The following is a 13268-nucleotide window of genomic DNA, read 5'->3' as shown; positions in this document are numbered from 1 at the left end:
GGTGCTCCTGGTCGCCGTCAGCTGTCGGTGCGCGGCGAGAACGAACCGTGGTCGTCGAGCGGCCCGCGCCCGACGTAGCCCTCGGTGACGTCCTCGACGATCACGTCGCCGAAGCGCGCCGGCAGCGTCGCGCCGTGCGTGCCCCGCAGCTCGTCGATCGACGCCTCGAACGAGCCCTGCACCTCGAGCGTGCCGGACGAGGCGTCTGTCACACCGATGCGCAGCACCGGGAAGCCGCGACCTTCGCACAGCCCGCGGAACCGCACGTCGTCCTCGCGGCGCACGGTCACGATGACGCGACCCGTCGACTCCGAGAACAGCGCGGTCGCCGTGTCGACGCCGTCGCGCTCCTCGAGCTCGTCGAGCACCACGCGTGCGCCGATCCCGAAGCGCAGGACCGACTCGGCGAGGGACTGGCCGAGGCCGCCGTCCGCCAGGTCGTGGGCGCTCGTGAGCAGCTGCTCGCCGGATGCCGCGTGCAGCAGCTCCGCCAGGGCCTTCTCGCGGTCGAGGTCCACCGCCGGCGGGCGACCACCGAGGTGCCCGTGGACGGTGCCGGCCCACGCCGAGCCGTCGAGCTCGAGGCTCGTCGTGCCGAGCAGGTACACGTTGTGGCCGTCGTCCTGCCAGCCCGAGGGCACACGCAGGGCGACGTCGTCGATGATGCCGAGCACACCGACGACGGGCGTCGGGTGGATCGGGGTCGTGCCGGTCTGGTTGTAGAACGACACGTTGCCGCCGGTGACCGGGATGCCGAGCTCCATGCAGCCGTCCGCCAGGCCCTCGACGGCCTCGGAGAACTGCCACATCACCTCGGGGTTCTCCGGCGAGCCGAAGTTCAGGCAGTCGGTGACCGCGGCGGGGACGGCGCCGGTGACGGCGACGTTCCGGTACGCCTCGGCCAGCGCCAGGCGCGCGCCCTGCTTCGGGTCGAGCTGGCAGTAGCGGCCGTTGGCGTCGGTCGCGACGGTGACGCCGAGTCCCGTCTCCTCGTCGACGCGGATCATGCCGCCGTCGTCGGGGAAGGACAGCGCGGTGTTGCCGAGCACGTAGGTGTCGTACTGGTTCGTCACCCAGTTCTTCGACGCGAGGTTCGGCGAGCCGAGCAGCTGCAGGAACTGCGCCTTGAGGGCCGGACCGTCGGTCGGACGCTCGAGCGAGGCGGCGGTGTCGGCCTGCAGCGCGTCGATCCACGACGGGTAGGCGACCGGGCGGTCGTACACCGGACCGTCGACGGCGACCGTGCGCGGGTCGACGTTCACGATCTCCTGGCCCTGCCAGTCGATGACGAGACGGCCGGTGCCGGTGACCTCGCCCAGGACGCTCGTCTCGACCTCCCACTTGCCGACGACCGCGAGGAACGCGTCGAGCTTGTCCGGGCGGACGACCGCCATCATGCGCTCCTGGCTCTCGGACATGAGGATCTCCTCGGCCGTGAGCGTGGGGTCGCGCAGCAGGACGTCGTCGAGCGAGATGTGCATGCCACCGTCGCCGTTCGAGGCGAGCTCGCTCGTCGCGCAGGAGATGCCAGCGGCACCGAGGTCCTGGATGCCCTCGACCAGTTCCTCGCGGAACAGCTCGAGGCAGCACTCGATGAGGACCTTCTCGGCGAAGGGGTCGCCGACCTGCACCGCCGGGCGCTTGGTCGGGCCGCCCTCGGTGAAGGTGTCGGACGCCAGGATCGACGCGCCGCCGATGCCGTCGCCACCCGTGCGGGCACCGAAGAGCACGACCTTGTTGCCGGCACCGGAGGCGTTCGCCAGGTGCAGGTCCTCGTGCCGCAGGACACCGACCGCGAGCGCGTTGACGAGCGGATTGCCCTGGTACACCGGGTCGAAGTAGGTCTCGCCGCCGATGTTCGGCAGGCCGAGGCAGTTCCCGTAGAACGAGATGCCGCCGACGACGCCGTGCACGACGCGCGCCGTGTCCTCGTGGTCGATCGCACCGAAGCGCAGCTGGTCCATCACGGCGACCGGGCGTGCGCCCATCGAGATGATGTCGCGGACGATGCCGCCGACGCCGGTCGCGGCGCCCTGGTAGGGCTCGACGTACGACGGGTGGTTGTGCGACTCGACCTTGAAGGTCACCGCCCAACCGTTGCCCACGTCGACGACACCGGCGTTCTCGCCCATGCCGACCATCAGGTTCTTCGTCATCTCCGGCGTGACCTTCTTGCCGAACTGACGGAGGTAGTTCTTCGACGACTTGTACGAGCAGTGCTCGGACCACATCACCGAGTACATGGCGAGCTCGCCCGAGGTGGGGCGGCGGCCGAGGATCTCGCGGATCTTCGCGTACTCGTCGGCCTTGAGCCCGAGTGCCTCGTACGGCTGCTCCTTGTCGGGGGTGGCGGCGGCGTCCTGGACGGTGTCGGGCTTCGGGCGAACGTGGGTCGTCACGGTGTTGTCGTTCCCTGTCACTGGAGTCGTGTTCGTCGGAGTCGTCGTCACTTGACGAGCGTCGACTCGATCACGGAGGTGAATAAGGTGAGGCCGTCCGTGCCGGAGGCCATCGCCGCGGGGGTGTCCGGGCCGAACCCGGGCTCCGTCGCGTGCTCGGGGTGCGGCATGAGCCCGACGACGTTGCCGCGCTCGTTCGAGACGCCCGCGATGTCGTCGATCGACCCGTTCGGGTTCACCCCGACGTAGCGGAACACGACCTGGCCGTTGTCCTCGATGCGCTTGATCTCGTCGGCGTCGGCGACGAACCGGCCGTCGGCGTTCTTCAGCGGGATCGTGATCTCCTGCCCGGCGCTGAACCCGGAGGTCCAGGCGGTGCCGGCGGTCTCGACGCGGAGCTTCTGGTCGCGGCGGATGAACTGCTGGTGCGCGTTGCGGGTGTGGGCGCCCGGCACGAGGCGGGCCTCGGCGAGCATCTGGAACCCGTTGCAGATGCCGAGCACGGGCATGCCCTTGCCTGCGGCGTCGATGACCTCGGCCATGATCGGGGCCTTCGCCGCGATGGCGCCGGCACGCAGGTAGTCGCCGTACGAGAACCCACCGGGGAGCACGATCGCGTCGACCCCCTGCAGGTCGTGGTCGCCGTGCCAGAGCGCGACGGGGTCGGCTCCTGCGAGGCGGACCGCGCGCTGGGCGTCGCGGTCGTCGAGCGAGCCCGGGAACGTGATGACGCCGATGCGCATCCGCGTCACGCGTCCTGCACGGTGACGGAGACGACGTCCTCGATCACGGCGTTCGAGAAGACGTCGGCCGCGATGTCGCGGACCTCGGCCAGCTTCGCGTCGTCGACCGGGCCGTCGACGGCGATCTCGAAGCGCTTGCCGATGCGGACGTCGGTCAGGTCGGCCTTGCCGAGACGGGCGAGGGCGTTGCCCACCGCCTTGCCCTGGGGGTCGAGGATCTCTGCCTTGGGCATGACCTCGACGACGATGGTTGGCACGTGTTCACTCCAGCGCTTGGGTGGGTTGGGTGGGACGGCATCAGTCTACGGGCCGCGCGCGCCGCGCCGGGCCGCTTGTGGAGAAGTCGTCCAAGGCGTATGTTCCAGGTCGAATAATCGCTCGCGAACACGGTCTGGAGGCACGGATGGCGTCGCTCACGCCCCTCGCGTTCGCCGCGCTCGGCCTGCTCGCCGAGGCGCCGATGCACCCGTACGAGATGTTCCAGACGATGCTCCACCGGCACGAGGACCAGAACGTCAAGGTCCGGCCGAGCACGCTGTACCACCAGATCGGACGCCTCGTGGACCTCGGGTACGCCGAGGCACTCGGGACCGCGCGCGAGGGCAACCGGCCCGAGCGCACCACCTACGCCATCACCGACCACGGCCGCGCGGAGCTCGACGCCGGACTCCGGCGCATGATCGCGGAGCCCGCCGACGAGTACCCCGAGTTCCAGCTCGCGGTGTCCCACGTCGACAACCTGACCGCGACCGACGCGGTGACCGCGATGCGCGCACGCGCTGCCGCACTCCGCGCGGAACGTGCCGGGTACGACGAAGCCGCCACGGGCCTCCAGGCCAAGCAGCTCGCCGAGCGCTACTGGCTCGACGTGTCGTACGTGCGTGGCATGCTCACCGCGCAGATCGAGTGGCTCACCGCCACCGCCGACCGGATCGCGAGCGGCGACATCCCCTGGGACGGCCCCGCCGTCCCCGACCCAGCACCACAGAAGGACCAGGACACCACTCGATGACCTCCACCACGTCCGCCGACCTGCAGCACGGGAAGAAGCCGTGGCCCGCGCTCTGGGCACTCGTCGTCGGCTTCTTCATGATCCTCGTCGACTCGACCATCGTGTCGGTCGCGACGCCCACGATCGCGCAGGCGCTCGACGCCGACATCAACGCGGTCATCTGGGTGACGAGCGCCTACCTGCTCGCGTACGCGGTGCCGCTGCTCATCACCGGGCGCCTCGGCGACCGGTTCGGCCCGAAGGTGCTGTACCAGGCGGGTCTCGTGGTGTTCACCCTCGCGAGCCTGTGGTGCGGCCTCGCCGGGTCGATCGAGGTGCTCATCCTCGCCCGCGTCGTGCAGGGCCTCGGCGCCGCGATGATGACCCCGCAGACGATGGCGGTCATCACGCGCATCTTCCCGCCGCAGAACCGCGGTGCGGCCATGGGGCTGTGGGGCGCCGTCGCCGGCGTCGCATCGCTCGTCGGCCCGATCGTCGGTGGGTTGCTCGTCGACGGCCTCGGCTGGGAGTGGATCTTCTTCGTGAACGTCCCCGTCGGCGTCGTCGCGTTCGTGCTCGCGCAGCGCTTCGTCCCCCGCTTCGAGCGGCACGGACACCGCTTCGACTACCTGGGCATCGTGCTCAGCGCCGCCGGCATGTTCCTGCTCGTCTTCGGCATCCAGGAGGGCGAGACCTACGACTGGGGCACCATCACGGGCCCGATCTCGGTCTGGTCGCTGATCATCACCGGCATCGTCGTGCTCGCCGCCTTCGTGGTGTGGCAGGGCGTGCAGAAGGGCGAGCCGCTGCTGCCGCTCGGCCTGTTCAAGGACCGCAACTTCACGCTCGCCAACATCGCCATCACGGCCGTCGGCGTCGCGATCTCGTCGTTCGCGCTGCCGATCATGCTCTGGGCACAGGACGTCCTGCGCTTCTCGCCGACCCAGGCCGCCCTGCTGCTCGTGCCGCAGGCCGTCCTGTCCGCCGCGCTCGCACCGCTCGTCGGCAAGAACCTCAACAAGTGGAACCCGCGGTGGGTCGGCTCGTTCGGCCTCGCGTGCTTCTCCGGCGGGCTGTTCTGGTTCGGCGCCCTGCTGTGGTCGGGCGCCGGCTGGGGCTGGACGCTGCTGCCGAGCGCGCTCCTCGGGCTCGCGAACGCCTGCATGTGGGGTCCGCTCTCGGTCTCGGCGACGCGCAACCTGCCGCCGGCGCTCGCCGGTGCGGGGTCGGGCGTCTACAACACCACGCGGCAGATCGGTGCGGTGCTCGGTTCGGCCGGCATCGCGGCGCTGATCGAGGCGCGCATCACGGCGAACTTCCCGTCCGGGTCGGGCACGGGCTCGGGCGGTGCGGAGCAGCAGGTCGGCGCGCTGCCGGAGTTCCTGCAGCAGCCGTTCGCCACGGCGATGGGGCAGTCGCTCGTGCTGCCGGCCGTGGTGCTCGTGGCGGCCATCGTCGCGGCGCTGTTCCTGGCGAAGCCGAAGCAGACGACGGCGTGGAAGCAGACCGGCGCGGTCGAGACGCAGCCCGGCGCGGCGGAGCCCGAGGCCGCGGCGCGCTGACGCTGCGGGGCAGTCGTCCGGGTTGTGCCGGTGTAGAACGACAAGACCGCTGTCGTACGACAGCGGTCTTGTCGTTCTTGCCGTCCAGAGCGGAAGAGCGTGGATCGGCGGGGACTGGTGCGACAGGATCGTCGTCGTACGACAGCGCATCTGTCGTACGACGGCGCCGCACGACCCCCCCGGACACAGCTCACCCCCGCCGCTGCAGGTGCGCCCGGGTCAGCTCGGCCATCTCCTCGTCGGACAGGGCGTCCACGGAGCGGGCCTCGCGGCGGTCCGTCCGCTGCCACCGCACGAACAGCATCACGAGCACCGGGACGTCGGCGACCTCGGCGATGAACCAGAGCAGGTCACCCGCCAGGTGCTGGTCGCGCAGCGGGGTCGGGAACCACGGCTGCCCCACGGCGTGCACGAGCGACCCGTCGAGCACGTGGTTCGACACCCGCAGCACGATGCCGGGGACCGCGTCGAGCAGCAGCTCCACGAAGGCGAGCAGGAACTCGACCGTCACGAACGTCGAACTGCGGAGGACCGCCGGCTCGGACAGCGGCCCGAGCACCGTGAAGCCGAGCACCGGCACGGACACGGTGATGAGCGCGGCCCACACGCTCGACTCGCGCACGACCGCCGACAGCGGGGTGAGCAGCACCGCGAAGAGCACCAGCCCGACCACGGGGGCGACGATCGCGTTGCCGAGCACCCGGATCGGCCGTGAGTGCACCACGCGGTCGGCGACGGCGGACCAGTGCGCGGGCCCGCCCAGGCGCAGCAGGGACACGGGAGCGGCCAGGGCGGCGAAGGTCGGCACCGCGAAGAACAACAGGGCGAGCCGGAGCGTGAACGCCCACCGGAGCGTCTGGTCGTACCGCCCGACGATGCCGAACTGCAGCACGGCGAAGAGCAGCAGTGCGACCAGGAACGACGCGGTGCGCCAGGCGGACCACCGGGCCCCACGGCGTCGAGCGCCGACGAGCCACCAGCCGTAGGTCACCGCGGCTACCGCCAGCAGCACCGCGGCCAGGGGATCGACGTGCCAGGTGCTCCAGAACTCGGCGGGTTCGGGCGTGGGGTGCCTCCTGGTGTCGGGCCGGACGAGCCGGCTCCGTCATCCTCCGCCCGTCCGACCCCGCCGCAGCCGGGCCGATGCGCAGCGGCGGTGAGGATCGGCTCAGGTGCCCACTGGTCCCACGGCTGCCGAGGTTGTCCGGGCGGGCCGGGTCCGGCCGAGCAACCACACCCCGACCGGCACGGCGACCGCGCCGAGGACCGCGACGCCGAAGGACAGGTGCCACTGCATCACGACGAACGCCGGGCCGATCGTGCACAGCGCGGCGACGGTCACCACGGGCCACCCCGCCCGGTCGGTCCCCGGCTGCAGTCGGGGGAGCGGGCGGTCCCACCGACGCAGCGCCCTGGCCACACCGATCGCCGCGGCCAGCACGACGACGAGTGCGATCGGCCGCGTCGCCCACCACGGCACGGAACCCGGGTCGGGGAACGGGACGGCGAGCAACAGCGCGACGCCGTTGAGGGCGATGTACAGCGGCAGGTGCCAGAGGTAGATCGCCATGCCGTCACGACCGAGCAGGAACACGGTCGCCTGCGCCGCCCGGGTCTGCATCAGTCGGGTGAGCGGTCGGTGCACGAGCTGCACGAGGCAGACCTGCGACACCGCGAGCACCGCCAGCGGCAGCATCGGCGGGTTGAGGTCCTGCAGCATGTCCGGCGCCCAGAGCCCGACGCTCGTCAGCGGGACGAGGAGGGCGTACCCGGCCAGCGCGACCGCCGCGAGCAGCAGCCTCGAGCGGCGGGCGAACCAGCCGTCTGCCCAGAGGAACCCGAGCTGCTGCGCGAAGAGCCACACCGGACCGAGGTTGAGGAGTCCGACCTCGGCGGTGCCGGTCGCGAAGCGGAGCGTGTCGACGGCCGTCGCGAGGACCAGCAGGACACCGAGCGTGCGGAACGGCGCCCGCGCGTGCAGGCGTGCCATCACCGGCACGCAGCACTGCGTGATGCCGTACGCGGCGAGGAACCAGAGCGGCGAGCCGATGCCGAACGCGACCTCGGCGAGCAGCTCCGCGGGGGTGCCGAGGGCCGTCGCGATCCCCAGGCCGAGTGCCAGCACCACGAACAGCGGCACCGCCGGGCGGAAGAGCCGCACGAGTCGCGTCGCCACGAAGTCCCGCGCACCGCCGCCCCGAGCGAGCGTGCTGCGCCACCCGACCGCACTCGCGAACCCGCCGACCGCGAAGAACAGCGGCATCACCTGGCCCGCCCACGTCGCGGGGACGTACCAGGCCGCCTCCTGCAGCGGGCTCGTGACACCGATGCCGTCGGCCGACACCGCCACCCCGACCATCGTGACGTGCACGACGACGACGAGGACGACGCACGCCGTCCTGATGAGGTCGACGACCAGGTCCCGCTGCGCGATGATCCCCCGGACGTCCTGAGCGCTGCTGGCCGGCACGGAGTCGATCCGCGACGAAGGCCCCTGCTTCGTGGACATGCCGTGACGCTAGCGCCCGACCGGCTGGATCAGCATCGTCCCAGCGGATCGCGGCCGGATCGTGACACATCGCATGCCAGCAGCGGCATACATCGTCCTGAGAGTCGCGCGCGGAGTCGCCGTGGGGGCTCACACCGCCGCTTCGGACGGGCACGGCCGGATGGCGCGCCGACACGCGCAGCACGCCGCCCCCTGGGCTCCGAGCCCACGACCGTGTACGGTGGAGCTTGTCTTGACCGATGCAAGAGAAAGAAGTTGATGGACGCCGACGCCGACCTGCTCCGGGCTGCCGGCCTGCGGGTGACGACGCCCCGGCTGGCCGTCCTGCGTGCCTCGGGATCGATGCCGCACGCGACCGCCGACGACATCCTCACCGCGGTCTCGGTCGAGCTGCCGACGACGAGCCACCAGGCCGTCTACGGGGTGCTGGGCGCCCTGACCGGCGCAGGACTCGTCCGGCGCATCGAGCCCGCGGGCAGTCCGGCGCGGTACGAGCGGCGCACCGGGGACAACCACCACCACATCGTCTGCACGATGTGCGGCGCGGTCGAGGACGTCGACTGCGCCGTCGGCCACGCCCCCTGCCTCACGCCGTCGGAGACGCACGGCTTCGCCGTCACGACGGCCGAGGTCACGTACTGGGGCATCTGCGAACGCTGCGCAGCGGCGGAACGCGACGACGCCCAGGTCGTCACGGCCTGACGCCGGCGGGACGTCCGGAGTCGGACGAGACCGCCCGGCGCGACACCGACGTGACGCGCCCCACGAGCAACCCGAACCATCCTGACCGAACCAACCGTTCCACCTGAGGAGGAACCGTGTCCGACCAGAACACGACCGGCCCCGCCGGCACCCCCACCACGACGACCAACTCCGGCGCCCCCGTCTCGAGCGACCAGCACTCCATGGGTGTCGGCGCCGACGGCCCCCTCGCCCTGCACGACCACTACCTGGTCGAGAAGCTCGCCCAGTTCAACCGCGAGCGCGTCCCGGAGCGCGTCGTCCACGCGAAGGGCGGCGGTGCGTTCGGTACCTTCACCGTCACGCACGACGTGTCGCGGTACACCCGTGCCGCGTTCCTGCAGCCGGGTAAGCAGACCGAGATGCTCGCCCGCTTCTCGAGCGTCGCCGGTGAGCAGGGCTCCCCGGACACCTGGCGCGACCCCCGCGGCTTCGCGCTGAAGTTCTACACCGAAGAGGGCAACTACGACCTCGTCGGCAACAACACCCCGGTGTTCTTCATCCGCGACGGCATCAAGTTCCCCGACTTCATCCGCTCGCAGAAGCGCCTGCCGGGCAGCCACCTCCGCAACCACGACATGCAGTGGGACTTCTGGACCCTCTCCCCGGAGTCGGCCCACCAGGTCACGTGGCTCATGGGTGACCGCGGCCTGCCGTCGTCGTGGCGCCACATGGACGGCTTCAGCTCGCACACCTACCAGTGGATCAACGCCGAGGGCGAGCGCTTCTGGGTGAAGTACCACTTCGAGACGCAGCAGGGCCACAAGACCCTGACGCAGGAGGACGCCGACCGCATCGCCGGTGAGGACGCCGACTTCCACATCCGCGACCTCTACGAGGCGATCGAGCGCCAGGACTTCCCGAAGTGGGTCCTCAAGGTGCAGGTCATGCCGTACGCGGACGCCGAGGGCTACCGCTTCAACCCGTTCGACCTGACGAAGGTGTGGCCGCACGCGGACTACCCGCTCATCGAGGTCGGCACGATGGAGCTGAACCGCAACCCGGAGAACTACTTCGCGCAGATCGAGCAGGCCGCGTTCGCGCCGTCGAACTTCGTCCCCGGCATCGCGGCGAGCCCCGACAAGATGCTCCTCGCGCGCATCTTCAGCTACGCGGACGCCCAGCGCTACCGCGTCGGCACGAACCATGCGCAGCTGCCGGTGAACGCCCCGAAGAACGAGGTCCACTCGTACTCGAAGGACGGCGCCATGCGCTTCGACTTCCAGAAGGCCGAGGTGCCGGTGTACGCGCCGAACACCCAGGGTGGCGCGCACGCCGACCCGACCGCGACGGACGACGTCCCGGGCTGGGAGTCCGACGGCGCGCTGCAGCGCTCCGCTGCGACGCTGCACCCGGAGGACGACGACTTCGGTCAGGCGGGCACGCTCTACCGCGAGGTCCTCGACGACGCCGCGCGTGAGCGCCTGGTCGGCAACATCGCCGGCCACGTCTCGAAGGTGACGCGCGACGACCTGCGCGAGCGCGTGTTCGCCTACTGGACCAGCGTCGACGCCGACCTGGGTGCGCGCGTGCGCGCCGCGGTCGCGCCGAGCGCGCCCGGTTCGAACGAGGACCCGGAGAAGGTCGCGGTCGAGGCGTAGTCAGCCACACGACGGACGGGAGGCCCGGTACCAGCTGGTACCGGGCCTCCCGTCCGTCGTCGTGGCTGTGTCAGACCTGCTGGCTGTTGCGCATGGTCTCGCCCGGCTGGTGGCGGGGCCCGGTCCTCGTTCCTGGACCTGCTGTCCGTTGCGCATGACCTCGCCCGGCTGGTGGCGGGGCCCGGTCCTCGTTCCTAGACCTGCTGTCCGTTGAGCATGATCTCGCCCGTCGGCCAGTCCTCCAGCTGCGCCTCGACCGGCAGGACCATCCAGCCGCCCTGCTCGGTCTCGTTCACGCCGACCCCGTCGGCCGTGAAGGCCGAGAACGTGCCGACGGCGCCGTCGACCTCGTGCCAGCCCATGTGCGCGTAGAAGGGGATGCGGTCCTCGCCGGCGCCGAGGAAGCCGTAGGGCACGCGGAGTCCCTCGAGGACGGCGCGGGTGCGGACGAGGAGCTCGCGGCCGACCCCGCTGCCCTGCAGCCTCGGCGAGACGGCGACGATGCCGGTGTCGCCGACCAGGACGTCCTGCCCGCCGACCGTGACGAACATCCGACGGATCCCGACGTGCGCGAGCACCGTGCCGTCCTCGCCCCAGCCGACGACGCGGCGCTCGGGCTGCATGCCGGCGTAGTCGCGGCCGCCCACGTACCAGTGCGACCAGCTCGGGAACGCCTGCCCGAGCATCGCTGCGATCGCCTCGTGGTCGGGGAGCGACAGTGCGCTCTCCTCGACCACCTCCCACCGGATGTCTTCGCTCACGGGTCCATCCTGCCGGGTCCGCCTGCGCGTCGGTGCGGCCCGAGGCTCGGCCAGGCGGACATGTTCGCGTGTGCTCGACCACGAACGTGTCCGCGGAGCCGAGCCTCGGCGCAGACCGCCCGCGCGCGAGCCGCTCAGCCGCGACCGGGCGCGGTCACCTCGATGCGGTTCGCCCACGGGTCCTCGAACGCCACGGTCCGACCGTCGTCCGCGGTCTGCACCCCGGCGTCGTGCATGCGGGACACGAGTGCGCCGAGGTCGTCCGCGCCCGGCACCTCGATCCGCACGAGCCCGAGCCCGAGTGCCTGCTGCCGGCGCCCGGCCCCGCGGGAGTTCCACGTGTTCATCGCCATGTGGTGGTGGTACCCGCCCGCGCTGACGAACAGCGCCTGGTCGCCCATCGCCGCGGTCGTCGCGAAGCCGAGCCGGTCGACGTAGAACGCCTTCGCGGTGGCGACGTCGCCCACGGACAGGTGCACGTGGCCGACCCGGCCGGGGCGCGTGCTGGCCGCTTCGAGCGCCGAGGAGGTCAGGTGTTCCTGCACGAAGGCGTTCGGGTCGACGTAGATGGTCGCCATGTCGACCATCCCGTGCGTCCACGACCACTCGGTGCGGTCGCGGTCCCAGTACAGCTCGACGCCGTTGCCCTCGGGGTCCTGGAAGTAGAACGCGTTGCTGACCAGGTGGTCGGCGCTGCCCGTGAAGGTCTGCGGGTACTTCGTCGCGACGGAGTACAGCGCTGCCGCCAGGTCGGCCTGCGTGTCGAACAGGATCGCGGTGTGGAAGAGCCCGGCCTCGTGCGGGGCGGCGTGCCGCATCGCGGGGGCGTGCTCGAGGACGACGATCGGCGTCGATCCACGACCGAGCACGGCGGTCCCGCCCGCGTTCGTCAGCACCGTCAGGCCGACGCCGTCGTGGTAGTAGGCGACCATCGTGTCGAGGTCGGCCACGCGGAGCGTGACGGCGCCCATCCCGGTGTCGGCTGCGAGCAGGTCCTGCGTGTGCATGCCCCCAGTGTGCGCCGGAATGGTTGACGCGTCAACCAAACCGCGACCACGGGCTACTTCGCGCTGAACCCGCCGTCGGTCTTCAGGAGCTGGCCGTTCACCCACCCGCCGTCCGGCCCGAGCAGGAACCCGACGAGCGCCGCGGTGTCGGCCGGCATCGACGGGCGCCCGAGCGGGGTCTGCGCGACGGCGGCCCGGCGGATCTCGTCGGTCATCCACCCGGTGTCGTTCGGGCCCGGGTTCACCAGGTTCGCACTCACCCGCACGTCACCGAGCTCGAGGGCAGCCCCGACGATCAACCGGTCGAGTGCGCCCTTGCTCGTGCCGTACGGCAGGTTGAACCCGACGTGGTCGCTCGTCAGCGCGACGATGCGGCGGCGGTCCTCCGGTACGGCCGCACCCTCGCGGAGCCGCCGCGCGTACGCCTGCACGACGAGGAACGGCGCGCGCACGTTCACCGCCAGGTGTCGGTCGAACGACTCCACCGTCGTGGTCGCGAAGTCCGAGTCGACCGACTCGCAGTGCGACATCACCACGGCGGTCACCGGCACGCCGACCTCTGCCTCGGCGCGGCCGACGAGCGCGGCCGCCTGCTCGGGGTCGGCCAGGTCGACCGGGAGGCGCGTCACCCGTGCCCCCGCACGCTCGGCCTCCGCGACCACCGCGTCCACCCCGTCGGGGTCGGCCGCGCCGTGCACGCGCGCGTCGTACGGCCCCCACCACGAGAGGGCGAGGTCCCAACCGTCGGCGGCGAGCCGCGTCGCGATCGCGGCACCGATCCCGGCGCGGCGGCCGACGCCCGTCACCAGGGCGAGCGGTCTGCTGGTGAGCGGTCCGTGGGTCATGGGTCGTGCCTCCCGTCCGGGCGACGCGTCGGTGCGTCGCCCGACCAGGATGGCATCGCACACGGGATCCCGTCGGCGCGGCGCGGCGCGGCGCGGGCCAGGATGGGAG

General features: G+C 71.5%; 12 protein-coding genes. 4 read left to right on the top strand and 8 right to left on the bottom strand.

The window, feature by feature from the left end:
- Window positions 1-17: 17 nt before the first annotated feature.
- The 3 genes from purL to purS are packed head-to-tail and all read right to left on the bottom strand — an operon-like array spanning window position 18 to window position 3399.
- Complete coding sequence (gene purL, locus JOD95_RS06660; protein WP_307810397.1) at window positions 18-2399, bottom strand: phosphoribosylformylglycinamidine synthase subunit PurL; 2382 nt, start codon at window positions 2397-2399, stop codon at window positions 18-20.
- A gap of 47 nt (window positions 2400-2446) precedes the next feature.
- Entirely contained in the window at window positions 2447-3142 is a 696-nt protein-coding gene (purQ, locus tag JOD95_RS06655) for a phosphoribosylformylglycinamidine synthase subunit PurQ (RefSeq protein ID WP_209684467.1), read from the bottom strand.
- 5 nt (window positions 3143-3147) lie between these two features.
- On the bottom strand, window positions 3148-3399 hold the full coding sequence (gene purS / locus JOD95_RS06650) for a phosphoribosylformylglycinamidine synthase subunit PurS (protein ID WP_066652126.1): 252 nt from the start codon (window positions 3397-3399) through the stop codon (window positions 3148-3150).
- A 146-nt stretch (window positions 3400-3545) separates the two neighbouring features.
- Here purS and JOD95_RS06645 point away from each other — a divergent pair, with 146 nt between their 5' ends.
- Both JOD95_RS06645 and JOD95_RS06640 read left to right on the top strand, forming a co-directional pair.
- The gene (locus JOD95_RS06645; RefSeq protein WP_066652130.1) at window positions 3546-4154 is read left to right on the top strand and encodes a PadR family transcriptional regulator; all 609 of its coding nucleotides are present in this window, start codon (window positions 3546-3548) and stop codon (window positions 4152-4154) included.
- Window positions 4151-5695: a DHA2 family efflux MFS transporter permease subunit gene (locus tag JOD95_RS06640; RefSeq protein ID WP_144411226.1), complete on the top strand. Its 1545-nt coding sequence runs from the start codon at window positions 4151-4153 to the stop codon at window positions 5693-5695. The genes JOD95_RS06645 and JOD95_RS06640 overlap by 4 nt, the downstream gene beginning before the upstream one ends.
- Before the next feature lie 190 nt (window positions 5696-5885).
- Here JOD95_RS06640 and JOD95_RS06635 read toward each other — a convergent pair whose 3' ends face one another.
- A complete protein-coding gene (locus JOD95_RS06635; protein WP_307810396.1) occupies window positions 5886-6707 on the bottom strand; it encodes a cytochrome c oxidase assembly protein in 822 nt (273 codons plus the stop codon).
- A gap of 156 nt (window positions 6708-6863) precedes the next feature.
- Window positions 6864-8204: an acyltransferase gene (locus JOD95_RS06630; protein WP_209684039.1), complete on the bottom strand. Its 1341-nt coding sequence runs from the start codon at window positions 8202-8204 to the stop codon at window positions 6864-6866.
- A 258-nt stretch (window positions 8205-8462) separates the two neighbouring features.
- On the opposite strand from JOD95_RS06630, the gene JOD95_RS06625 reads away from it, so the two are divergent.
- Both JOD95_RS06625 and JOD95_RS06620 read left to right on the top strand, forming a co-directional pair.
- Complete coding sequence (locus tag JOD95_RS06625) at window positions 8463-8906, top strand: Fur family transcriptional regulator (RefSeq protein WP_066652134.1); 444 nt, start codon at window positions 8463-8465, stop codon at window positions 8904-8906.
- Window positions 8907-9022: 116 nt separating this feature from the next.
- A complete protein-coding gene (locus tag JOD95_RS06620; protein WP_209684037.1) occupies window positions 9023-10546 on the top strand; it encodes a catalase in 1524 nt (507 codons plus the stop codon).
- Between the two features lie 194 nt (window positions 10547-10740).
- Here JOD95_RS06620 and JOD95_RS06615 read toward each other — a convergent pair whose 3' ends face one another.
- The 3 genes from JOD95_RS06615 to JOD95_RS06605 form a co-directional block, all read right to left on the bottom strand.
- Window positions 10741-11307 (bottom strand): GNAT family N-acetyltransferase, encoded by a 567-nt coding sequence (locus JOD95_RS06615; RefSeq protein WP_209684035.1) that lies wholly within the window; start codon window positions 11305-11307, stop codon window positions 10741-10743.
- A gap of 134 nt (window positions 11308-11441) precedes the next feature.
- Window positions 11442-12314, bottom strand: a complete 873-nt coding sequence (locus JOD95_RS06610) for a VOC family protein (RefSeq protein WP_209684033.1) — start codon at window positions 12312-12314, stop codon at window positions 11442-11444.
- A 53-nt stretch (window positions 12315-12367) separates the two neighbouring features.
- Complete coding sequence (locus JOD95_RS06605; RefSeq protein ID WP_209684031.1) at window positions 12368-13159, bottom strand: SDR family oxidoreductase; 792 nt, start codon at window positions 13157-13159, stop codon at window positions 12368-12370.
- Window positions 13160-13268 lie beyond the last annotated feature (109 nt).

The organism is Curtobacterium sp. 1310 (assembly GCF_017834105.1).
In the GTDB taxonomy this organism is placed as follows: domain Bacteria; phylum Actinomycetota; class Actinomycetes; order Actinomycetales; family Microbacteriaceae; genus Curtobacterium.
The sequence above is the reverse complement of the archived record's forward strand: the minus strand, read 5'-3'. Positions and strand labels throughout refer to the sequence as shown.